This window comes from Acinetobacter sp. LoGeW2-3, from assembly GCF_002688565.1.
Lineage (GTDB): Bacteria > Pseudomonadota > Gammaproteobacteria > Pseudomonadales > Moraxellaceae > Acinetobacter.
In genome coordinates this window covers 355,519-376,424 of record NZ_CP024011.1, presented here as the reverse complement: position 1 = coordinate 376,424, position 20,906 = coordinate 355,519, and the positions used below count along the sequence as shown (strand labels likewise).

Genomic DNA, 20,906 nt, shown 5'->3' with positions numbered 1-20,906 from the left:
TTGGTATTTTTTATACAGGAATAAAATGATGAAAGTACAGGTGAAAGTCCTTGATGTACGCCTTGGCAATGAATGGCCAATGCCAAATTATGCAACTACAGGTTCTGCAGGACTCGACCTTCGTGCATGTGTGAACGAAACTACGGTGATCGAACCAGGTCAAACAGTATTGGTAAAAACTGGTTTGGCAATCTATATCGAAGATCCTGCATTTGCAGGTCTGATTCTGCCACGTTCTGGTCTAGGTCATAAACATGGTATCGTACTGGGTAACCTGGTGGGCCTGATCGATTCTGATTATCAAGGCGAACTGATGATTTCAGTATGGAACCGTAGCCAGACTGCATTTAGCCTAGAACCAGGTGAACGTCTGGCACAGTATGTACTCGTTCCTGTAGTTCAAGCACAGTTTGATGTTGTGAATGAATTTGAAGCCACTGAGCGTGGTGCAGGTGGCTTTGGTCATACTGGTAAAAACTAATTTAAAAAAAGAGCCTACATTTAACAAAATGTGGGCTTTTTAATCTTTGATAAAACTACAACTATCTAGTTTTTAGCTGCCATTTATCCATTTGATAAATTTTCTTACATTGATTATTTTCTGAAAATCAGCTAAAAGTACGGGGTCTTAGAACAAAAAAAGAAGTTTCATAACGTGGTGAATACACCCGGTTTTTGAGCTTATTTTCTCCTATCTAGTAGTGAAATTACGATCTATGGGATTTATGCATCATCCATTCCCCATGCAAATCTTTCGTGCTTATGACATTCGCGGTAAGATCAGTTTACTCAATGTCGGCATGGTAAATGCCATTGCACATGGCTTGGCCCAGCAGTATCAGTCTGCGGGACAGACACATGTCGCAATTGGTTATGATGCAAGGCTATCAAGTCCTACCTATGCCCATATTATTCAACGCACGCTGAGCCAGTATGCGATTGAAGCCCAAATCATTGGTTGCTGTTCCAGCCCGATGCTGTATTACACCTCACGTGAATTTGATGGCAACGGTATCATGATTACTGCGAGCCATAATCCACGTGAGGATAATGGGATTAAGTGGCTAATTAATAATGAACCGCCATGCCCTGAAATGATTCAGGCAGTAGGTCAGGAAGCTCAAAAATATTATTCAAATCAGTCCAAACAAGTGGACTGGATCGAGCACGAGATTATTCCAGAATATTGTCTCAAGTATCAGCAGTCGATTCTGAATGATATTCAACTGAAGCGCCGTTATCGGGTGGTGTTGGATGGTCTGAATGGTTCAGCTGGACGTTGTGCGGCTTTAGTATTGAACAAGCTTGGTTGTGATCTGACAACAATCAGAACTGAAGCGAATGGTCATTTTCCCGATCATGCACCAGACCCTTCTCAAGAAGCCCATTTACAGCTATTAAAAACCAAAGTTTTAGAGACTCGAGCCGATCTTGGGATTGCGCTGGATGGGGATGGCGATCGCTTAGTCCTCATCGATGCGAATGGTCAGATTATTACCGCAGATCAGTTGCTCTGCCTATGTGCTGAGATTTGTCTCAAAAATCAGGTGGACAAAGAATTTGTCTTTGATGTGAAGTGTTCAACGCTAGTTCGTAATACGGTACAACAGTTGGGCGGTAAACCGGTGATGATTCGGACAGGAAGCTCTTTCCTGCGTAAATATTTGGCGAATTCCAAGGGGCAAGCCATCTTCGGTGGTGAATATGCCGGACACTATGTCTTCAATGATGGTCGTGGCGGTGGTTATGATGATGGCGTTTATGCAGCACTTAGAGTCATGGAGTATCTGGATCAAACTGGGCAGACATTGGCACAAGCGTTGGCAAATTACCCTAAACGAACTGGTACAGAAGATCTGTATGTTTCGATCCATCAGATTGAGCCACTAGAATTACTTGACTTTGTTGAATCACAATCACGTAAATTAAACGCGCAAATCAGCAAAATTGACGGTATACGTCTTGATTTTAATGATGGTTTTGGCATCATTCGAGCATCCAATACAGGTGAGTACTTTACGGTGCGCTTTGATGCGGAAAATCAGACGCGCCTGAATGAAATTCGTCACCTGTTCGTTTCGATGTTGCGTGACCGCTATCCTGCGATCGCCCAAGACATTTTAGATGCTCAATAAGGAGAGGCGAATGCCAAATCAACAGACAGGCATCGACAAAGCACAAATTTTGACTGAAGCTTTGCCGTATATTCAACGCTTTGCGGGTAAAACCCTTGTGGTGAAATATGGCGGTAATGCAATGACCGATCCAGAGCTGGAAAGTTCATTTGCGCGTGACATCGTATTGCTGAAAACCGTAGGTCTGAATCCGGTTGTAGTTCACGGTGGTGGTCCACAAGTTGACTCTATGCTGAAGCAGCTGGGCCGTGAGTCTGAGCGTATTGATGGTATGCGTGTCACTGATCCTGCAACCATGGAAATTGTTGAAATGGTGCTGGGCGGTAGCGTAAATAAATCGATCGTCAATCTGATCAACAAGCATGGTGGCCGCGCGATTGGTTTGACCGGTAAAGACGGTAACCTGCTCCGCGCGCAAAAGTTGTTGATGGAAAAAACTGCTGAAGATGGTTCTATCCAGAAAATTGACTTGGGTCTGGTAGGTGAAGTGGTTGGTGTAAAAACTGACGTACTGGAAATGTTTACTAATAGCGATTTCATTCCTGTGATTGCACCGCTTGGTGTGGATGAAGAAGGCAATACCTATAACATCAATGCTGATCTAGTCGCAGGTAAAGTCGCTGAAGCATTAGGTGCAGAAAAACTGATTCTGCTGACTAACATCACTGGTGTACTGGACGAGAATAAAAATCTACTGACTGGTTTGACCACGCAAGAAGTGGATCGCCTGATTGAAACAGGTGTGATCTACGGTGGTATGATTCCGAAAGTAGGTTGTGCGCTAGATGCGGTGAAAGGTGGTGTGATCAGTGCACATATTGTTGATGGTCGCGTACCACATGCCAGTCTGCTGGAAATCTTTACTGATCATGGTGTGGGTACTTTAATTACCAACCGGGTAAAGTCAGCACATCATTAATTTGATGATTAAAGAGGAGTCTCAATCGAGGCTCTTTTTTATGCCTTTTATTTTTTATACTTTATCTTTTTAAGTACTAATAATTTTCAGCTTTAACAGAATGTATGCATTTCAAATGAAATAGCGTTAATAAGATTTATATCTTTTTCAAAATACAGCATAAAAACTTCTTACTTAGCATTTTTAGCGCATAGGATTGCATGGATCAAGATTTGAAAAGCCTTAGGGACTCATGCACAATAACTTTATACATACCCAGATACCTGAATGAAGATTATGTGCCAGCTGCTTGGAATGAATTGTGCGACACCAACGGATATTACTTTTTCATTTCGAGGCTTTTCACAGCGCGCAGGGATTACCTCAGATCATTCTGATGGTTTTGGTATAGCGTTTTTTGAAGACAAAGCTTGTCGCTTGTTCGTCGATAATCAGTCTGCGGTTGAATCACCGATTGCTGAGCTGATTCGTAACTACCCCATCAAATCACGTAATGTGATCGCGCATATCCGTAAAGCGACACAGGGCAAGATCAATCTGGAAAATTCTCATCCCTTTAGCCGTGAGCTGTGGGGCCGTCAGTGGATCTTCGCACATAATGGTGACCTGCATGATTTCTTCCCGGAACTTTCAGGCCGTTTCACGCCAGTCGGCAATACCGACAGTGAGCGTGCTTTCTGTTATTTGCTAGATCAGTTGGTAAAGCGTTTTGGTTATCATGAGCCAAAAATGGATCAGGTTTTTGATCTTTTAACTGAAATTTCACCATCGATTGCCGAGCATGGCACATTTAATTTCTGTCTGTCTAATGGTCAGGCACTGTTTACCTATGCGATTACCAAACTGCACTGGCTGGTGCGTGAATATCCGTTTAAGCCTGCTCAATTGATTGATATCGAGGTTGAGGTTGATTTTAGTCAGGTGACCACACCTGAGGATCGTGTAGCTGTGATTACCACAGAACCATTGACTCAAAATGAAGAATGGACTGCATTCCAGCCAGGTGAAATGATTCTGTTCCAGCATGGAGCCAAAGTACGCTCTCAGTTGACTCATGTTGAGCGTTTAGAGCGGGAACGTCTGGATCCTTCACTGAAACGGGTGACACGAGCAGATCAGTACTGATTGAAATAGTAAAAAGGCGGGATGAAAACACTGCCTTTTTGTTTAATAATCTTGCAAAAAATAAAATTTAATAATAGTTTATAGCTCTTATTGGTTAATTAATATCTGATCTTTTTGCTCAGAATAAATTAAATTAAAATTTGTAAAACAAATACTTAACAGAAAAAATACAATTTTATAGCGAAAGCCGACTAATTCGCTTTATTTTTATTTAAATCAATACTCTATATGCTTTGATTTATGTGATAAATCCTCAATATTTATAGGTGGTCGTAATGAAGATGAAATGGGTTCCAGAATACAATACTGGCATCGATGTGATTGACGATCAGCATAAACGAATTCTCGATTATATTAATGAAATCGAAGAAATTGATGTCAATACAAATCGTGCGCGTATTAAGCAAATTCTAGAAAATATTATCGATTACACACAATCGCATTTCACTTTTGAAGAATCACTTCAAGAAGAAGCGGGTTATAAATACCGTGTTCCACATAAACGTGTGCATGATCTGTTTATTAAAAAGATTGAATCTTATCGTGACCGTTTTGAAATGGGCCATTCCATTGAAGCTGAACTGCATGAAGTACTATCTAAATGGTTGATCAACCATATTCAGCACGATGACGCGGACTATGTCGGTGCCGTGAAAGAAAACATGATCGGTCTGATCAAAGAAAAAGAAAAGAAAAAGGGTAAGAACTGGTTCGCTCGTTTCTTCTCATAAAGTCATTTATTCCTGATAACAAAAAATAAAGTCTAACGATAATTTTGCGCAGCAAATCATCTTCGGGTGGTTTGCTTTTTGTTTTTGATTTTCACCGCTATGCAAGGCAAAATAGCGCTAGATTTTTATAGGAATGCATCATGCAGGACAATGCTATGTCAAAATGGTTATCGCCTCTGATGGCTTTTTGTTTATCCTTTCTTATTATTGCGACCCTCGCACCAATAACGGGTATTCAGATTGATCGTCAGCTTGATTTCTGGATGTTGTGGTTAGCGACTATGCTGATCCTGGCGCTTCCAGTCTGTTATCTGGAAATTGCGCTGGCGAAGCGTTCTAAGACCACTGCACTACAGGCATTGTCGAGCCTGACCCGTGAGGCAGACAGCTCACAGCGCTGGCGTATTGTCGGCTGGTTGGCAGTGGTATTTATTCCATTCCTTGCCGGTGCCATGCTGAATCATGCTTCGAATGTGGTGTCGATTGCCAATATCGAAGTGCAACAACCAGTGATTCTGGCAGGATTGGTGATTGTGGCGTTGTTACTGTCTTTAATCCCACGTCTGGTTCTAGTGGGTATTACTGCGGTTGGTGTAATTGCATCTTTGGTTCTTGCCAATGTGATGGGGACAGCATTGCCAGAATGGCAAGTGACTCCAGTGCAATTCTCTGAATGGGGCAATGCCACAGTACTGGCACTAGTTGCCAGTGGTCTAGGCATGGGCTTGTATTGGCAGTCTAGTCTGACTACAGTGAAACAGCAGGATGTAGCAACCAAGACAGTATTGCCGATCTGGATTGCACAACTGGTTGCAGTGATTGCTTTTGGTTTCTTTGCGGTAAAAGCTGAAGTACCTGCATTTACCTTAGTTGCTGCAATTGTGGCTGCAGCTGCACTGATGTTACAAATGGCACGTGAGCAGCTGCAACAACGTCAGATAAATGTAGTAATTCAATGGACGGTTGTAGCGGTTGCTACACTGGTCTGGTTAATTCCAAATGTAACCCCGATCTTCGATAACCTGCTGATTCTATGGGGCTTGGTCATCAGCCTGATTTATGCCTTATTTGCGGGTTGGATCATGAAGATCAGCCATCTACGTAAATCTATGAATTTCAGTTCTGAAGCCTTCTATAACATCTGGCGTATTGCGGTACGTGTGGTGTTACCGGTATCGATCATTGTGGCAATTGTTGCAGTGTTAGGGCAGTGGTTCTGATGAATCAGTCAGCGTTGATTTGGGTGGCTTATGCTACCCCTGAACAACAGTTTCATATTGCAGTGCCATTTCAGCAGGGCATGACGGCACTGGATGCGATTGCTGCAAGCGGTATCCGCGATCAGGTGGAATTGCCTGAGCCGTTGAATCTGGGCATCTTTGGCGTACGTCTGCAGAATCATGCACAGCCTTTAAATGCTGGGGACCGTCTAGAAATATACCGTGCGCTGACTATCAACCCTAAGGATATCCGCCGTAAACGTGCGGAGCAAAATCCAGTAGGTCGTTATATTAAAGGTAACCGGTCCAAGTTGTGGCAATCCTGAGGCGGATCAAATGCATCATGACATCGGCAAAATGCCGATAATTTGATAAACCTATGCAGTTAATTAGAAAAACCCCTAGCAATATAGGGGTTTTTTCATGTGAAAGCGATTATAGTGGTGGCGCTGTCAGAATCGCTTCTTTTGAACCAGGTAAACCGGGTTGTGACTCAGGAATGGTTTCCAGACCTTCAATGCGTTCCACAATTCCATTTGGATTAAAGAAGATTTTTAAATGCTGACCACGTGCAGCAGGAATGTTGGCTTTTTTAGCATAGGTTCCTGGGGTATAATTGTAGATGTAGTCCCAGCGTAATGGATTTAGTGGATCTGTCACTGTTGGGCTGCCAAGCAGGAAACGGACTTGTTGGTGGCTCATTCCCACCTGGATTTTAGAGGCTTGTGCTTGAGTTAAAGGTGTTCCTTGTGGAATATCAACTTTATACACACCTAAGGTCGAACAGCCGACGAGCAATGAAGTGACGAATAACGTCAACATGATTTTTTGCATTTTGCTACACTATCCCAAATTAATTATGATGCATTTGATCCAAGGATAGATCATACTGCATCTAAACTTTGTTGCATATTCCAACTTTAATTTTGTTGAGAGACCTTTTTACATGCCTATTTCAAATCAAGATTTACGCAAAGCTGGACTAAAAGTTACCCTGCCTCGAATTAAAATATTAGAACTATTAGAAAACTCACGCCAGCATCATTTAAGCGCGGAAGATATCTATAAGACTTTACTCGATCAAGGGGAAGATGTGGGTCTTGCAACTGTATATCGTGTGTTAACACAGTTTGAAGCAGCAGGCATTATTCAGCGTCACCACTTTGAAAATAATCATTCTGTATTTGAAATTATGCAGGACGATCACCACGATCACCTGGTATGTCAAAACTGCAACAAAGTTGTTGAATTTAGCAATGATGTGATTGAACATGAACAGCACGAAGTAGCGAAAAAATTTGGCTTTGAATTAACCGGTCACTCACTAAATCTGTATGGTTACTGCGATACACCTGAATGTCAGGAAGCTTACCGTAAAAAATAATATTAAGTTTACTTAGATATAAAAAAGGCTTCATTTGAAGCCTTTTTTATTTGAAAATTAATATTAAATTTTAAGATTGTCCATCAAAGGTAATATTGCTGCCCACGTTCATCAGATGTGCACCACCTTCTTCGGAAAGCTTAATTTGTAGACGTAGATCGTTCGGAGAATCGGCATGTTTCAGTGCATCTTTATAGCTGATCTGCTTAGCCTTATACAGGTCATATAGCGCTTGGTCAAAGGTCTGCATACCCAGTTCACGGGAACGCTTCATCAGGTCTTTGATTTCATGCACATCACCTTTACGGATCAGATCTGAAATTAAAGGTGAGTTAATTAGAATCTCAATTGCTGCACGACGACCTGTTCCATCAATAGTCGGGATCAGCTGTTGCGCCACCATTGCTTTCAAGTTTAAAGACAAGTCCATAAACAGCTGGCTATGACGATCTGCTTCGAAGAAGTGAATAATCCGGTCAATCGCCTGGTTGGCGTTGTTGGCGTGCAGAGTCGCAAATACCAAGTGACCGGTTTCCGCGAAGGCAATGGCATAATCCATGGTTTCACGGGAACGAATCTCACCAATTAGAATCACATCCGGTGCCTGACGCAGGGTATTTTTTAGGGCGATTTCAAAGGAATCGGTATCGATACCGACTTCACGCTGGGTAATGATACAGCCTTTATGCTGGTGCACGAATTCAATCGGGTCTTCAATGGTAATGATATGGCCTTTGGAATTTTCATTACGATAGCCAATCAAAGAGGCAAGGGACGTCGATTTACCAGTACCAGTTGCACCTACGAAGATAATAATCCCGCGCTTGGTCATCGCCAGTTCTTTTAGAATCGGTGGTAACTTCAGATCATCCATGGTTGGAATGACGGTTTCAATACGACGCAACACCATACCTGGCTGGTCACGCTGTTGGAAAGCGCTGACACGGAAACGTGCCGATTTGCTGGTATTGGTAATCGCAAAGTTACACTCACGTGTATCCGCAAATTCCTTACGCTGTTTCTCACTCATAATTGAATGCAGAATCTGACCCACTGCTGGACCAGGCAATTTGACTGATCCAATCGGCACAATCGAGCCATTCACTTTAATTGACGGCTCGACATCTGCAGTAATAAACAGATCCGATGCCTTTTGCGCCACCATATAGTCGAGTAAGCCGTTAAAATCCATACTTCGCCCCCGAGAAAATCAAAAACATATTTTTTATAGGAAAGATTCAGGCTGTTTAGCTGCAGTACGCGCAATTTGAGGGCTGATAACGCCTTTTGATACCAGTGTTTTTAGGCTTTGATCCAGTGTGGTCATACCATAGTTGGCACCAGTTTGAATTGCAGAGTACATCTGAGCAACTTTGTTTTCACGGATCAGGTTACGGATTGCAGGAATTCCAATCATGATTTCATGTGCAGCCACACGACCACCGCCATTTTTCTTCAGCAGGGTTTGTGAAACTACAGCTTGGAGTGATTCAGATAGCATGGCACGAACCATGTCTTTTTCTTCTGCCGGGAATACGTCGATCACACGGTCAATGGTTTTCGCAGCTGAGGTGGTATGCAAGGTACCGAATACCAAGTGACCGGTTTCTGCGGCGGTCAATGCCAGACGGATGGTTTCAAGGTCACGCATCTCACCCACTAGAATAATATCCGGGTCTTCACGTAATGCAGAACGTAATGCTTCATTAAATCCGTGTGTGTCACGATGCACTTCACGCTGGTTGATCAGACATTTTTTTGATTGATGTACAAATTCGATTGGGTCTTCGACCGTCAGGATGTGGTCATAACGGTTATCATTGATATAGTCCAGCATCGCAGCCAGAGTCGTTGATTTACCAGAACCAGTTGGACCTGTGACCAGTACCAGACCACGAGGGTATTCACAGATGTCTTTAAAGATCTGGCCCATACCGAGATCTTCAATGGTCAATACTTTAGATGGAATAGTACGAAATACGGCACCAGCACCGCGGTTTTGGTTAAATGCGTTCACACGGAAACGGGCCACGCCAGGAACTTCAAAGGAAAAGTCAGTTTCTAGATTTTCTTCATAGTCACGGCGCTGTTTATCGTTCATGATATCGTAAACCAGCTTATGTACTTCTTTGTGTTCCAATGCAGGCAGGTTAATACGACGAACTTCACCATCAACACGAATCAGTGGTGGCATCCCCGCAGACAAGTGTAAATCCGATGCGCCATTTTTAGCAGAAAATGCTAATAATTCTGTAATGTCCATAAAGTCCCCAGAGTCATTTAAATGTTATTTATTTTGATAGAATAATAAGGCTTTCCCACAGCTTAACCAACACTTAGTTGTTGAGCAAGGGAAAAAAATTTGAACGAAATGAGAACTCCGTCAATGAATATGTTGCAACTCGCACGAGATCAGGTATTGGCCCAAATCCACACTGCATGCCAGCAAGCTGGTCGTGATGAACAGACCGTGCAGCTGCTGGCTGTTTCAAAGACGCATCCAGCAGAAATGTTGGCGGAAATGTATGCAGCTGGGCAACGCAGTTTCGGTGAAAACTATCTGCAGGAAGCCTTGGATAAAATTGAAAAGTTGCAGGATCTGGAAATTGAATGGCATTTCATTGGTCATGTACAGCGCAACAAGACCAAGCATCTGGCAGAAAAATTTGACTGGGTTCATGGCGTGGATCGTCTGATCATTGCTGAGCGTCTATCCAATCAGCGTGAAGATGATCAAGCACCTTTAAACATTTGTTTGCAGGTCAATATCGATGAGCAAGATACCAAAGATGGATGTCAGCCTGAGGAAGTTGCAGATCTGGTGGCGCAAATCAGTAAACTACCAAAAATGCGTTTACGTGGTTTGATGGTGATTCCGGCACCAAATAATACGGCAGCTTTTGCCGATGCCAAAGCTTTGTTTGAAAAAGTTAAAACTCAACATGCCAAACCTGAAGACTGGGACACTTTAAGTATGGGCATGTCAGGCGATATGAATGAAGCGATTGCAGCGGGTTCAACCATGGTCCGTGTCGGTACGGCTCTCTTTGGAACACGTCCTAAAAAGGACTAATAGATCTGTATCTTCAGAGTTTTTAAGAAAAGCGTTATAGTATTGAGTTGGATAACGCTTTTCTCTTTTGTGGTTCAAGGCATTTTACCATCTGCCAGGCCAATACAATTAAAACCAGCATCGTGGCAAGTAGGCTCAAAACTGCACCACCTAGACCATAAGCGCGGCTTTGTGGAAAGCAGCCTAGAATAAACAACAATAGAGGGAAATGGGTCACATAGAGAGTATAGGAAAAACCAGCTGATTGAACCCAGACAGGATGATAATGGCTATGTTGATGTTGCAGCTGAATCAGCCAGCAGATCAAGCCCAACCCGATACAGACATTAAAAGGTAAAAAATAGCTACCACTGTAAATACTGGTATTTTCAATAATATGGAAGGTATATGCATCTATACAGGCAATCAACAAAGCCAGACTAAAAAAAGCGGATTTAAGTGAACTCAAATAATTTAATAGATATTGCTGAACCTGCTGAAATGAACTAGAAAATGCGGTCAACCAGAGCAGAAAATAAATCAGAAACCTTGGATTGAGTGCAGATAGCATTACTAAAATCAGGATAAAAATGGCTTGAGCAATGCGTGAATTTCTTAAAAAAGGTAGAAAGCCTGCCAGCACATAAAACCAGACTTCATAACTTAAACTCCATAGCGGAGCATTGGCAGACAGGGTGTCGGTCACAAAGCCATTTAAGAAAAATAGTGAGCCTAAAAAATTGTCCCACTCAAGGCTGTAAGCTGTCCGTATCATCATGCTGAAACTGTTTTCAAATTGATGACTATGTGAGCTAAAAAAATAAGGAGCCAAAATATATAAGAGCAAAGTGAGGACTAGAGCAAACAGGAAAGGTGGCAAAATTCTTCGACAGCGCTGCTGAACATAATGAGGCAAATTAAACTGGCTATTTTGCTGGATATTATTCTGTACAGATGTCCCGATCAAAAAACCGCTTAAAGCAAAAAACATCATCACTGCAGCCTGACCGAGCAGACGCACCCAGGAATATAAAGTTAAATCAAAAGGAGCGATAAATGCCTGAAAGCAGTGGCTGAACAGCACCACAATGGCACTCACTCCACGCAAGCTTTCTAGTTGTAAGCTGAATTCAGCTGAAAGTCTGCGTGAAGTCGTATTCATAAACGCTAACCTATAATCTGGATGGTGCTGGCACCAGAGCCGACCGGTTTGACCTGGATCTGTACCGGTATCCGTTCATGCATTTCCTGTACATGCGAAATCAACACCACTTTACGACCTTGGCTTTGCAGATGGTCCAGTGCATTCATCACCATGTGTAAGGATGCGGGATCAAGCGTGCCAAAGCCTTCATCAATAAATAGCGATTCCAGTTTCATAGAACCGGAAGCCATATTCGCAATCGCAAGTGCTAAAGCTAATGAAACTAGAAAGGTTTCTCCACCAGAAAGGGAAAGCACTGGTCGAACTTCACTGTTCATATCCAGGTCAATAATTGCCAGACTCAGACTGTTCGGAATTCGATGAAGCTGATAACGTGGAGCTAAAGGCTGAAGCTGCTGGTTGGCGTATTCGACAAGAATATCCAGATGATGTTCTTGGGCAATTTTCTGGAATTTGGTACCTTCTTTATGGCCAATCAGGTCATAGATCCGACCCCAACGATATTCCTCCGCCTTAATCTGCTCAATCTGATGCTGATATTTGGCATAGGTACTCTGGTTATTGGTATTCATGCGTAGTTTGGCATCGGTTTCATTGAGTGCTTCTTGTTGCGCTATTTTTTCTTGCGTTAGTGCAACAAGTTTTTGCTCAATATCCTCAAACGCATGCTCAGGCTGCAGTTTTAAATGTGCCTGATATTGTTCTTCAAGTAACTGCCATGCCGTTTTGGCATTTTCTAAGGCCTGTTTTTGATTAGCTAAATCTTGGCGGATACGTTGATGGTTGGCGAGATTGATACTCAACCATTGTTCAATCTGTGCTGACGTAACCTGTGGATGCGAACACTGCCAGGCCTGAATATTCTGCTGGTATTGCTCAAGTTGATGGTTAATCTGTTGTAGCTGCGTCATAAAATCCTGCAGCTTTAAGTTGCCTTGATGCAGCTGTTTTTCTGCCTGAGTCGTTTGTTGTCGCTGAACTTCCAGTTGCTGTTGCAAGGTTTTAGCTTGCTGATCTAGTGTAGCCTGCCATTCTGCGGCGACCCGATAAACTTTTCCGGCATATTGTTCAGTCAGTTCAGCTAGTTGCTGGCGCAGGTCCTTACCTTGCTGAATGAGTTGTTCCAGAGACTGATTGAGTTCAGCAAATTTCTGCTGTTCACCTTGTAACTGATATTGGGTTCTATCAACTACTTGTTGTTGTGGCTGTATTTCCGATGCTAATTGCTTTTGCGTGTCCAAATGCTGCATGCGCTGTTGTAATTGTTGCTGCAGGGTAGCTAACCATGTCATTGGATTCTGCGACGCGTAATTCTCAGGTAATCCATTGATCACTGGCTGAATAAGCTGGGCCAGTTGTGTGCGTTGTTGCAAAGCTAATTGCAATTGATGCAAATGTTGTTGTTGCTGACGCCATTGCTGTAACTGTTGTTGTAACTGTTGTTCTTGTTGTTGCAGCTGTTCAATCTGCTTCACGATCTTATCGCTGTGTTCTGCTAACAGATGGGTTAAATGAACTAGGTCATTTTCACGCTCAGTAATGACTCCCAGATTTGCAAGTTGAGTTGTACATTCATCATATTGCTGTTGGGTTCGTTGCTGCAGCGTTTGCATACGCTGTTGCTGTTGTTCAATCACAGTCTGCAGTTTAGATATTTCAATACGTTTCTGTTGTTGGGTTTGAAGCAGTTGATCGAGTTGTTGCTTAGTTTGTTGTAATTGCTGTTCTTGTAGCTGATGCAGGCTTTGTTCCAGCAACTCATGCTGATCTTGAGCAAAGGGATGCGTATGACTGCCACACACCATACATGGTTCATCAGATTTTAATTGGGCACGTAATTCCTGAACGCTTTGCGTATGTAATAAACGTTGCTGGGCTAAAATTTTTTCTAGCTGTTCATACGCATGCTGTTCAGATTGAATCTGTTGCTGCAAATTCTGTTCAGTATCTTGCAGCAATTTTAGCTGTTGTTGCTGGGTGCGCACAGAGGTTTGTAGCTGCTCTGACTCTTGAGATTGCTGCAAAGTCTGTTGCAAGCGTTGCGTTAGCACATCTAGCTGCAGTTGTTCAGTATGCTGCTGTTGGCGTGTCTGCTGAACAGATTTCAGTTGTTGATCTAACTGTTCAAGACTTTGATACTGTTGAAACCAATGATTGAGCTTAGCATTTAATTCGGCAACGGTTTTTTCCAGTTCAGGCAAAGGCTGGTTCAGGCTTTCAGGATTTTGCTGCTGCAATTGTTGATACTGACTTAGATAATCCCGTATCCGTTGCAAAGTGCTTTGCGGTTCCTGATCAAAAACACTTAGAAATTCTGATTGAACTAGCTGCTGTACGATCTGTTGCTGTTTGGCCTGAGTATGATTCAATGCCAATTGCTGTTGTGCCAGCTGTTGTTCTAGAGGTTGCAGGCGAGTGGTTTGAAACTGGCTCTGCTCATGATGCAGTTTTTTATACTGTTCAGATACTGTATTTATGTCATGATCCAGTTTTAAGCCTGCTTCCAGATGCGGCTTAATTTGCTCCAAATGCAGCTGAAATTTTTGCTGCTGTTGCTGTAAAGCCGTGAGTTTTGACTCTTCTTCAGTAAAGCTTTTTTTGAGTGTTTCAAACTCAAGACTGAATTGTGTTTGTTGCTGCTGAATCTGGACTTTTTGAAGTTCTAAACGGGCACGTTGAACAAACTGATCCCGGATAGACTGAAACTCATCTAACTGTTCCAGTAATTGTTGCTGTCCTGCTGATTTATTTATGGCATCTAACTGGACATCATACACTTCTTTTTTGGCATGCACTTCGGCATAGAGCTTATGTCGATCCAGATGCCATTTTTTCTCATTTTCCAGCAGTTTTTCAGATTGCTGCAGATTCTGTAGCTGTAAAGAGAGCGCCGTCTGTTGCTGTTGTAAAGCGCTAATATCTTCTTCAGACAGAATTTCAATATATCCAATCAGCTTTTCTAGATCACTGCGTTTATTTTTTACTTCACTGAATTTTTGTGCCGCTTTTTGACTGACCACACTAAAAATTTGTGAATTAGTTAAATACTCCAGCAAATCAGCACGTTCGTTATCTTTGGCTTTTAAGAAAGCCCCAACTTCAGACTGAGCGAGCAATACTGCTCGGGTAAATTGCTCAAAGCTGAGTCCAATCAGTTTTTCAATCAGCGGCGTAACTTCGGATATTTTTTGCGTGAGCGTAGTGTCATCATCCAGACACTTGATATAGCGGTCGACCTTTAAATTGCCATCAATTTTATTGCGAGCACGGCGGATTTCCCAGCGAGCAAGATAGCGTTTGCTATCCAGTGCAATAAATTCCAGTTCACTAAAACCAGTCGTGGTGCCACGACGTAAAATGTTTTTAGAGTCTTTAATGGACACATCCTGTCCACCTGTATCTTTCAGACTGCCTGTAGCACCTTTTAAACGGGGAATTTCATTATAGAGTGCCAGACACATAGCATCCAGCAGGGTAGATTTACCTGCACCTGTTTTGCCGGTAATGGCAATCAGGCCAGCATGTGCCAGCGGACTATCATCAAAGCGGATATCATGGGTGCCAGCCAGGGAAGCCAGATTATTTAAACTCAAACGTAAAATTTTCATGGCAATTCCTTATGGCTGCTGCACATCAATATCTTGCTGGGCTTCATGCAACAGTTGCAGGAAATCACGTTTTACCGAGTCATCTGGGTCATAACCCAACTTTTCCCAAAGGTTACTGAACAAAGACTCCGGCGTAGGTGGAGCCAGATCAATTTTAGAAATCTGCATGCTGGAGTCAGCTACCTGCTGATAAATCCGGGAAATGCGTAGCAAACGGTAACGATTTGGTGGCAGAGCCTGTTCAATTTGCTGTCTAAGATCCACCGGTGGTGGAGCTGTGGTGGTGTATTCAATTTCCAGGAAATGACGTGCAAAAAGCTGTGCAATTTCACCACTCGGCAAGGCTTTGACTTCATCAATCAGGTCATTTAGATCAGCACGAATTCGGAGCAAATCCACAGTACGTGGAATAATTAGAGGCTCGTATTGAAAGCGTTGTTCATCCGGTTGGGTCGGATCAATCCGGACATCGACTACCTGATGTTTATAATTCAATTCACTAAAAGATAGTGGAATCGGGGAGCCGCTATAACGGATATGTTCCTGACCGACTTTTTGCGGTTTATGCAAATGACCCAACGCGACATAATCAATACCATCTTCAAACAGCGCTGTCGATAAAGCCTCTTCATGTCCCACTACGATCGGACGTTCTGAATCGGAAGTTTCCCCACCTTGCATATGCGCATGTGACATCAAAATCAGTGCTTGACCCGGTTGTTGACGCGCACGCGCTTCGGCAATCAGTTGCTGATGCAAATAAGCAATCGCACTTTGATTACTACTGGTACGTTCATTCAGTCCGGTAATCTCGGCACTACGCAGATAAGGCAAAGCCAGGCACCAGGCCACAATCTTCTGTTCAGTGCCATAAATGGGTACTAGAAGACGATCCAGATCCAGCTGATTATTTTCCTTACGACTGATGACACCGACTGCACGTGCGTTGAATTTGGCAAGAAAAGGTTCAACCTGTTCGATGCGATAACCAGAATCATGGTTGCCGGCAATCATCAGGGTCTGCATATGCGGTGCCAGTGCATGGGCACTGGTTAAAAACTGATAAAGCTGTTTTTGGGCGCTTGAGGCTGGATTGATGACGTCAAAAATATCGCCCGCAATCAGCAGGGCATTTGGCTGTTTTTGTTTGATCTGTTCCAGCAGCCAGCTCAGAAATTGGCTATGTTCAAATTCACGATCATGATTATGGAAGAACTGTCCTAAATGCCAGTCTGATGTATGTAGAAAATGAACTGCCATGTCCCCTGAACCTATAAAAGTTTAAACACCCGAACTGGGTAAAAGCATGGATTAAAACCAGCGAAAATCTTACTCCAGAAGCTGGAGTTTTGGTTTTGGTCTGGATGAAAAATATCAGTATAGTGAGCTCGATCTGAGAAAACCAGTATCGGGTTTTATGACGATCTTATATTTGGCGAAGATAAGACAATTTAATTTATTGTTTTTGTATAGCTTTAAACTGGATCTATACGGGATAAAAAATTATAACCCCAAAAAATAAAGACCGACGATTCGAGTGATGGTGAAATCGTCGGTCAAAGCGTACTGTTTAAAAAGTTTTGGCTGCTATTCAAAACTTTCTGCTAGCACACGAGTCTTATTGCTTTAGCAAAGATCAAACAGATTTGTGGATGCCGGTACAAATTTGGTGACCTTGTACCCTATATAACGTCAGCTTTTGAGGATCGGTTGACAATACAATGAAAAAAAAATCATTTTTTTTTATACTGAGGTCATTCTTCTGTGTGAGTGTTGGCTATGGCGCCACTAAAACGCTATTTTCTCTGGTTTTTTTTGATTTGCTTTGTGATGACCTGTATTTGCGGGGTGATTGCAGCGTTGATGCCGATGGGAATGGGGGCAGTGCTGACCATGGTGCCGTATCTGGTGGCCATGATCTGGGTATTATTCAAGTTTCTTCGTCAAAATCGCCGTGCACCCACACAAACCGAGCGTAAAAAAATCACTTTAGGATTCAGTCTGATCTTCTGGGGCTATAACCTGGCATTTTTACTGATAGGAATTCTGGTGGCGACCCGTGCCAATCCCAATGCCTGGCAAGATTTTATGCTGTACCTTCAGCAACCGCAATTTATGAGCATCGTGGTGATCATGTTCTTGTTGATCGCGATTCCCTTATATCTACTGACTTACTGGTTTTATGGCAATCAGGCACAGCGGATGGCCAATAAAATGTTTGGTACACAGCAATAAATAATTTAGGCATAAGAACCTGAAACTTTAGTATCAGAAATAGCCTGAAATATACCTGATTTTTCAGGCGATATACCTTCTGGTATATCTCGTTACAATGAATGGTATCTTTTGATAACTGCAAAGGCAGTGCAGTTCAGTACAATATTTGAGCCCTAAGAAAAACAGCGACTGAATAACAATGCATAAGCCTGTCGTATTGATTACCGGAGCGAGTGGTTTTATTGGCCAGTACGCGGTCAAACACTTTCTCGGAATGGATTACCATGTAATTGGCCTGACGCGTGAACAGCACCGGATCGAAATGCATCAGGATTTTGAATGGATCCATGATTTTGATGAGTTGCACAGCAATCAGATTGACTATGTGATTAATCTGGCCGGTGAAAATATTGGTGCCCAGCGTTGGACTGATGAGCGTAAGGAAACGCTGTTAAACAGTCGTCTCGACACTACCCGCAGACTATATGAATTTTTAAAAAAGAATCAGATTTTTCCACGCCGTATCCTGTCGACCTCGGCAGTGGGTTATTACGGCATCGATCCTGAAGAACAATGGCAGCAGGTCTGTACTGAAGAATCGGCAGCGCAGCAAATTTTTATGTCGCAGCTCTGTGCACAGTGGGAGCAGCTGGCTTTATCCTATACTGATCAGAATACTAAAATTATGCGTTTTGGCGTGGTGCTGGGCAGAAAAGGTGGTTTGTTACCGCAAATTTTGATGCCGATTAAACTGAACCTGTTTGGCAAGATTGGCAGTGGTCGCCAGCCATTTTCCTGGGTGCATATTCAGGATTTGCTGAGTGTAATGGATTTCCTGATGCATGAACAAACCACACCCGATATTTTTAATGTGGTTGCGCCAGAAAAAACCAGCCAGCTGTATTTTAGTCAGACCGCGGCACGGGTATTGAATCGCAAACCGTTGTTCTGTTTGCCGGGTATTTTTATGAAATGGCTGCTGGGCGAGCAGTCGCAGCTGATTCTGAATGGTCAGTATGTCCGGCCTAAAGCACTGCAAGATGCAGGTTTTAAATTTGAGTTCCCGACCATCAAGGAAGCACTGATAGATCTAGTGGACAAGCGCAGTTAAAGGCTGTAACTGATCCGGTGCATAGGCTTGAGGATTAACCAAAGTCGGCTGTCCTAGTATCAGTTGTCTCAACAATAAAGCCGAGGCGGGCGCCATACACAAGCCATTGCGGAAATGGCCGAAATTAGCCCAACCATTTTTCAACTGTGGTAACTGACCAATATAGGGAATGCCTTCAGGGGAACCGGGACGTAAACCTGCCCATTCCTGCACAATTTGAAATTCTGCCAGTTCCGGCACCATCTCAAAACAGGCATTTAGAATTTTTTCTCTAATCTCAGCTAAAGGAGTGGTATCAAAACCCACTTCACGCATGCTGGAACCGCAAACGATATGACCATCCTGACGTGGAATCAGATACATGACCTGATTCATACACATGGTCGGTAGCCAATGCTCTGGGGTTTTAAATAGTACCATCTGACCTTGTACCGGACGAACCGGGATGTTTACTTTCAACTGTTCCGACCATTGTGCCGACCAAGCGCCAGTACTAAACACAAACTGGTCTGCTTCAATCCATTCATTTTGGTCAGTTTGAATGGCTTCAATCTGCTCATTATGAATTTTTATTTTTTGAACTGGCGCATGTTCCAGCCAGCTCACTTGTGGATGCTGTTTTAAATAACGGGTAATTGATTGCAGCAGGCGAGGGTTACGTACATTGGCGAGTTGAGGGAAATACAGCGCATGTTTAAATTCAGATGAAACCTGCGGATTGATTTGCTCAACCTGTTCCTGCTCGACATATAGCGCTTCCTGCATTGGTTCCTGGTGCTGTTCGGCATAGTGATAGCCAATATCAAAATCAGCCTCATCAAAGATCAGCATGCCAGTGTCATGAATTTCAAAGTCGATCCCGGTAGTTGGACTCAGCTTGTCATTCCAGTCTTGATATAACGTTTTGGCAAATTTGGCCAGGTCATTGACTGCTTGAGGATAACGCCACGGATACATCGGGGAGAGAATACCGCCACCGGCCCAGGAGGCAGCTTTCCCTGCCTGTTGCTGATCCAGAATCGTCACTGAACAGCCCTGTTCAATTAATTCCAGCGCAGTCATGAGTCCATTAATTCCTGCACCGATGATGGCAATATGCATCAGGTTTTAACCCTTATTTTCCAATCTTGTTAAAATCAAAAATCAAAAAAATGCCTCCCTTGAATCAAGGAAGGCATTTTGAATTATTTCATTTCTTTCAGTTTTAGCGCGGCTTCTTCAGCGAAGTAAGTCCAGATGCCGTCAGCCCCGGCACGGCGGCAGCTCATCAGCGATTCCAGAATCACGCTATCAGATAACCAGCCATTCTGAATTGCGCCCGCCAGCATGGCATATTCACCACTAACCTGATATACGAAAGTCGGAATACCAAAGGTATCTTTCACTTCACGCACGATATCCAGATAAGGCAAACCTGGTTTAACAATCACCATATCTGCACCTTCCTGAATATCTAGCGCGATTTCGTGCAGGGCTTCAGCACGGTTGCCGACATCCATCTGGTAATTGTATTTATTGCCACCTTTCAGGTTGCTGGAAGAACCGACTGCATCACGGAACGGGCCGTAGAAGCTTGACGCATATTTGGCAGAGTAGGCCATGATCGAGGTATAGATATGACCATTGGCTTCGAATGCTTCACGGATTGCACCGATGCGGCCATCCATCATATCACTTGGAGCGAAGACATCTGCACCAGCTTCAGCATGGCTCAAGCCTTGTTTAATCAGACATTCAACTGTTTCATCATTCAATACATAACCAGTTTCATCAATGATGCCGTCCTGACCATGCGTGGTATAAGGATCTAGCGCGCCGTCGGTGATGAGTACCATTTCCGGTAATTCTTTTTTGAGCAGACGAACAGTGGTTTGTACCAAGCCATCTTCACGCCACGCCGCTTCAGCGGTCAGACTTTTGTCTTCTTGTGGCGTTACCGGGAACAGCGCTAATTTGCTGATACCCAATTCAAGTAAATGCTCTGCTTTTTTTACCAAGAGATCAGCAGATAGGCGCTGAATATTTGGCATACTTGGTACATCTTGAGTCTGGTTATGACCTGGTAAAACAAATACTGGATAAATGAGATGATCAGCCGTGAGATGCGTTTCACGGACCATTGAACGCAGGTGTTCATTTTTACGAATACGACGCATGCGAGTTGCAGGAAACGCGGGACGATTGAACGTATAGGTCATAAAAATCTCATTGATCAATATTAAACTATGGGTATTGTAGT

At 43.2% G+C, this 20,906-nt stretch carries 19 protein-coding genes; 11 read left to right on the top strand and 8 right to left on the bottom strand.

From position 1 onward, the window contains the following. Nucleotides 1-28 precede the first annotated feature (28 nt). The 7 genes from dut to BS636_RS01755 all read left to right on the top strand — a co-directional run bounded on the left by dut (nt 29) and on the right by BS636_RS01755 (nt 6,456). Nucleotides 29-481, top strand: a complete 453-nt coding sequence (dut, locus tag BS636_RS01785; RefSeq protein ID WP_099337254.1) for a dUTP diphosphatase — start codon at nt 29-31, stop codon at nt 479-481. A 235-nt stretch (nt 482-716) separates the two neighbouring features. Further along, on the top strand, nt 717-2,135 hold the full coding sequence (locus BS636_RS01780; protein ID WP_099337253.1) for a phosphomannomutase/phosphoglucomutase: 1,419 nt from the start codon (nt 717-719) through the stop codon (nt 2,133-2,135). 10 nt (nt 2,136-2,145) lie between these two features. Then, a complete protein-coding gene (argB, locus tag BS636_RS01775) occupies nt 2,146-3,054 on the top strand; it encodes an acetylglutamate kinase (RefSeq protein WP_099337252.1) in 909 nt (302 codons plus the stop codon). Between the two features lie 276 nt (nt 3,055-3,330). Next, entirely contained in the window at nt 3,331-4,179 is an 849-nt protein-coding gene (locus BS636_RS01770; RefSeq protein ID WP_099337251.1) for a class II glutamine amidotransferase, read from the top strand. A gap of 275 nt (nt 4,180-4,454) precedes the next feature. Beyond that, the gene (locus BS636_RS01765) at nt 4,455-4,910 is read left to right on the top strand and encodes a bacteriohemerythrin (RefSeq protein ID WP_099337250.1); all 456 of its coding nucleotides are present in this window, start codon (nt 4,455-4,457) and stop codon (nt 4,908-4,910) included. 140 nt (nt 4,911-5,050) lie between these two features. Then, complete coding sequence (locus BS636_RS01760) at nt 5,051-6,130, top strand: hypothetical protein (RefSeq protein ID WP_099337249.1); 1,080 nt, start codon at nt 5,051-5,053, stop codon at nt 6,128-6,130. Next, nucleotides 6,130-6,456 (top strand): RnfH family protein, encoded by a 327-nt coding sequence (locus tag BS636_RS01755; protein WP_099337248.1) that lies wholly within the window; start codon nt 6,130-6,132, stop codon nt 6,454-6,456. The genes BS636_RS01760 and BS636_RS01755 overlap by 1 nt, the downstream gene beginning before the upstream one ends. Before the next feature lie 109 nt (nt 6,457-6,565). Here BS636_RS01755 and BS636_RS01750 read toward each other — a convergent pair whose 3' ends face one another. After that, nucleotides 6,566-6,964 carry an outer membrane protein assembly factor BamE gene (locus BS636_RS01750; protein ID WP_099337247.1) on the bottom strand — a complete coding sequence of 133 codons (399 nt, stop codon included), beginning with the start codon at nt 6,962-6,964 and terminating at the stop codon, nt 6,566-6,568. A gap of 112 nt (nt 6,965-7,076) precedes the next feature. Between BS636_RS01750 and fur the strand changes: the two genes are divergently transcribed. Then, nucleotides 7,077-7,514 (top strand): ferric iron uptake transcriptional regulator, encoded by a 438-nt coding sequence (fur, locus tag BS636_RS01745; protein ID WP_099337246.1) that lies wholly within the window; start codon nt 7,077-7,079, stop codon nt 7,512-7,514. A 70-nt stretch (nt 7,515-7,584) separates the two neighbouring features. Here the strand turns inward: fur and BS636_RS01740 are convergent, their stop codons facing one another. Both BS636_RS01740 and BS636_RS01735 read right to left on the bottom strand, forming a co-directional pair. Then, nucleotides 7,585-8,706: a PilT/PilU family type 4a pilus ATPase gene (locus tag BS636_RS01740; RefSeq protein WP_099337245.1), complete on the bottom strand. Its 1,122-nt coding sequence runs from the start codon at nt 8,704-8,706 to the stop codon at nt 7,585-7,587. A gap of 33 nt (nt 8,707-8,739) precedes the next feature. Continuing rightward, complete coding sequence (locus BS636_RS01735) at nt 8,740-9,777, bottom strand: type IV pilus twitching motility protein PilT (RefSeq protein WP_099337244.1); 1,038 nt, start codon at nt 9,775-9,777, stop codon at nt 8,740-8,742. A 123-nt stretch (nt 9,778-9,900) separates the two neighbouring features. Between BS636_RS01735 and BS636_RS01730 the strand changes: the two genes are divergently transcribed. Continuing rightward, the gene (locus BS636_RS01730) at nt 9,901-10,587 is read left to right on the top strand and encodes a YggS family pyridoxal phosphate-dependent enzyme (protein ID WP_099337243.1); all 687 of its coding nucleotides are present in this window, start codon (nt 9,901-9,903) and stop codon (nt 10,585-10,587) included. A gap of 34 nt (nt 10,588-10,621) precedes the next feature. Here the strand turns inward: BS636_RS01730 and BS636_RS01725 are convergent, their stop codons facing one another. From BS636_RS01725 to BS636_RS01715, 3 genes are read right to left on the bottom strand one after another with little or no spacing between them, the layout of a single operon-like run. After that, entirely contained in the window at nt 10,622-11,728 is a 1,107-nt protein-coding gene (locus BS636_RS01725) for an acyltransferase family protein (protein WP_099337242.1), read from the bottom strand. Between the two features lie 5 nt (nt 11,729-11,733). After that, entirely contained in the window at nt 11,734-15,339 is a 3,606-nt protein-coding gene (locus tag BS636_RS01720; protein ID WP_099337241.1) for an SbcC/MukB-like Walker B domain-containing protein, read from the bottom strand. Between the two features lie 9 nt (nt 15,340-15,348). Further along, complete coding sequence (locus tag BS636_RS01715) at nt 15,349-16,599, bottom strand: exonuclease SbcCD subunit D (protein WP_099337240.1); 1,251 nt, start codon at nt 16,597-16,599, stop codon at nt 15,349-15,351. 519 nt (nt 16,600-17,118) lie between these two features. On the opposite strand from BS636_RS01715, the gene BS636_RS01710 reads away from it, so the two are divergent. Then, complete coding sequence (locus BS636_RS01710) at nt 17,119-17,574, top strand: ABZJ_00895 family protein (RefSeq protein WP_099337239.1); 456 nt, start codon at nt 17,119-17,121, stop codon at nt 17,572-17,574. A 181-nt stretch (nt 17,575-17,755) separates the two neighbouring features. Beyond that, complete coding sequence (locus BS636_RS01705) at nt 17,756-18,667, top strand: TIGR01777 family oxidoreductase (protein ID WP_099337238.1); 912 nt, start codon at nt 17,756-17,758, stop codon at nt 18,665-18,667. Here BS636_RS01705 and thiO read toward each other — a convergent pair. Next, a complete protein-coding gene (gene thiO, locus BS636_RS01700; protein ID WP_099337237.1) occupies nt 18,647-19,768 on the bottom strand; it encodes a glycine oxidase ThiO in 1,122 nt (373 codons plus the stop codon). The genes BS636_RS01705 and thiO overlap by 21 nt on opposite strands. A gap of 83 nt (nt 19,769-19,851) precedes the next feature. Continuing rightward, nucleotides 19,852-20,865 carry a porphobilinogen synthase gene (gene hemB, locus BS636_RS01695; RefSeq protein WP_099337236.1) on the bottom strand — a complete coding sequence of 338 codons (1,014 nt, stop codon included), beginning with the start codon at nt 20,863-20,865 and terminating at the stop codon, nt 19,852-19,854. Between the last annotated feature and the right edge of the window lie 41 nt (nt 20,866-20,906).

What these genes read in the sequence shown, in the direction of transcription:
- BS636_RS01780 (WP_099337253.1), top strand. Translation starts at nt 717, where the DNA reads ATGGGATTTATGCATCATCCATTCCCCATGCAAATCTTTCGTGCTTAT.
- BS636_RS01730 (WP_099337243.1), top strand. Translation starts at nt 9,901, where the DNA reads ATGAATATGTTGCAACTCGCACGAGATCAGGTATTGGCCCAAATCCAC.
- BS636_RS01755 (WP_099337248.1), top strand. Translation starts at nt 6,130, where the DNA reads ATGAATCAGTCAGCGTTGATTTGGGTGGCTTATGCTACCCCTGAACAA.
- dut (WP_099337254.1), top strand. Translation starts at nt 29, where the DNA reads ATGAAAGTACAGGTGAAAGTCCTTGATGTACGCCTTGGCAATGAATGG.
- BS636_RS01750 (WP_099337247.1), bottom strand. Translation starts at nt 6,964, where the DNA reads ATGCAAAAAATCATGTTGACGTTATTCGTCACTTCATTGCTCGTCGGC.
- BS636_RS01720 (WP_099337241.1), bottom strand. Translation starts at nt 15,339, where the DNA reads ATGAAAATTTTACGTTTGAGTTTAAATAATCTGGCTTCCCTGGCTGGC.
- thiO (WP_099337237.1), bottom strand. Translation starts at nt 19,768, where the DNA reads ATGCATATTGCCATCATCGGTGCAGGAATTAATGGACTCATGACTGCG.
- BS636_RS01710 (WP_099337239.1), top strand. Translation starts at nt 17,119, where the DNA reads ATGGCGCCACTAAAACGCTATTTTCTCTGGTTTTTTTTGATTTGCTTT.
- BS636_RS01770 (WP_099337251.1), top strand. Translation starts at nt 3,331, where the DNA reads ATGTGCCAGCTGCTTGGAATGAATTGTGCGACACCAACGGATATTACT.
- BS636_RS01760 (WP_099337249.1), top strand. Translation starts at nt 5,051, where the DNA reads ATGCAGGACAATGCTATGTCAAAATGGTTATCGCCTCTGATGGCTTTT.
- BS636_RS01705 (WP_099337238.1), top strand. Translation starts at nt 17,756, where the DNA reads ATGCATAAGCCTGTCGTATTGATTACCGGAGCGAGTGGTTTTATTGGC.
- BS636_RS01765 (WP_099337250.1), top strand. Translation starts at nt 4,455, where the DNA reads ATGAAGATGAAATGGGTTCCAGAATACAATACTGGCATCGATGTGATT.
- fur (WP_099337246.1), top strand. Translation starts at nt 7,077, where the DNA reads ATGCCTATTTCAAATCAAGATTTACGCAAAGCTGGACTAAAAGTTACC.
- BS636_RS01740 (WP_099337245.1), bottom strand. Translation starts at nt 8,706, where the DNA reads ATGGATTTTAACGGCTTACTCGACTATATGGTGGCGCAAAAGGCATCG.
- argB (WP_099337252.1), top strand. Translation starts at nt 2,146, where the DNA reads ATGCCAAATCAACAGACAGGCATCGACAAAGCACAAATTTTGACTGAA.
- hemB (WP_099337236.1), bottom strand. Translation starts at nt 20,865, where the DNA reads ATGACCTATACGTTCAATCGTCCCGCGTTTCCTGCAACTCGCATGCGT.
- BS636_RS01735 (WP_099337244.1), bottom strand. Translation starts at nt 9,777, where the DNA reads ATGGACATTACAGAATTATTAGCATTTTCTGCTAAAAATGGCGCATCG.
- BS636_RS01725 (WP_099337242.1), bottom strand. Translation starts at nt 11,728, where the DNA reads ATGAATACGACTTCACGCAGACTTTCAGCTGAATTCAGCTTACAACTA.
- BS636_RS01715 (WP_099337240.1), bottom strand. Translation starts at nt 16,599, where the DNA reads ATGGCAGTTCATTTTCTACATACATCAGACTGGCATTTAGGACAGTTC.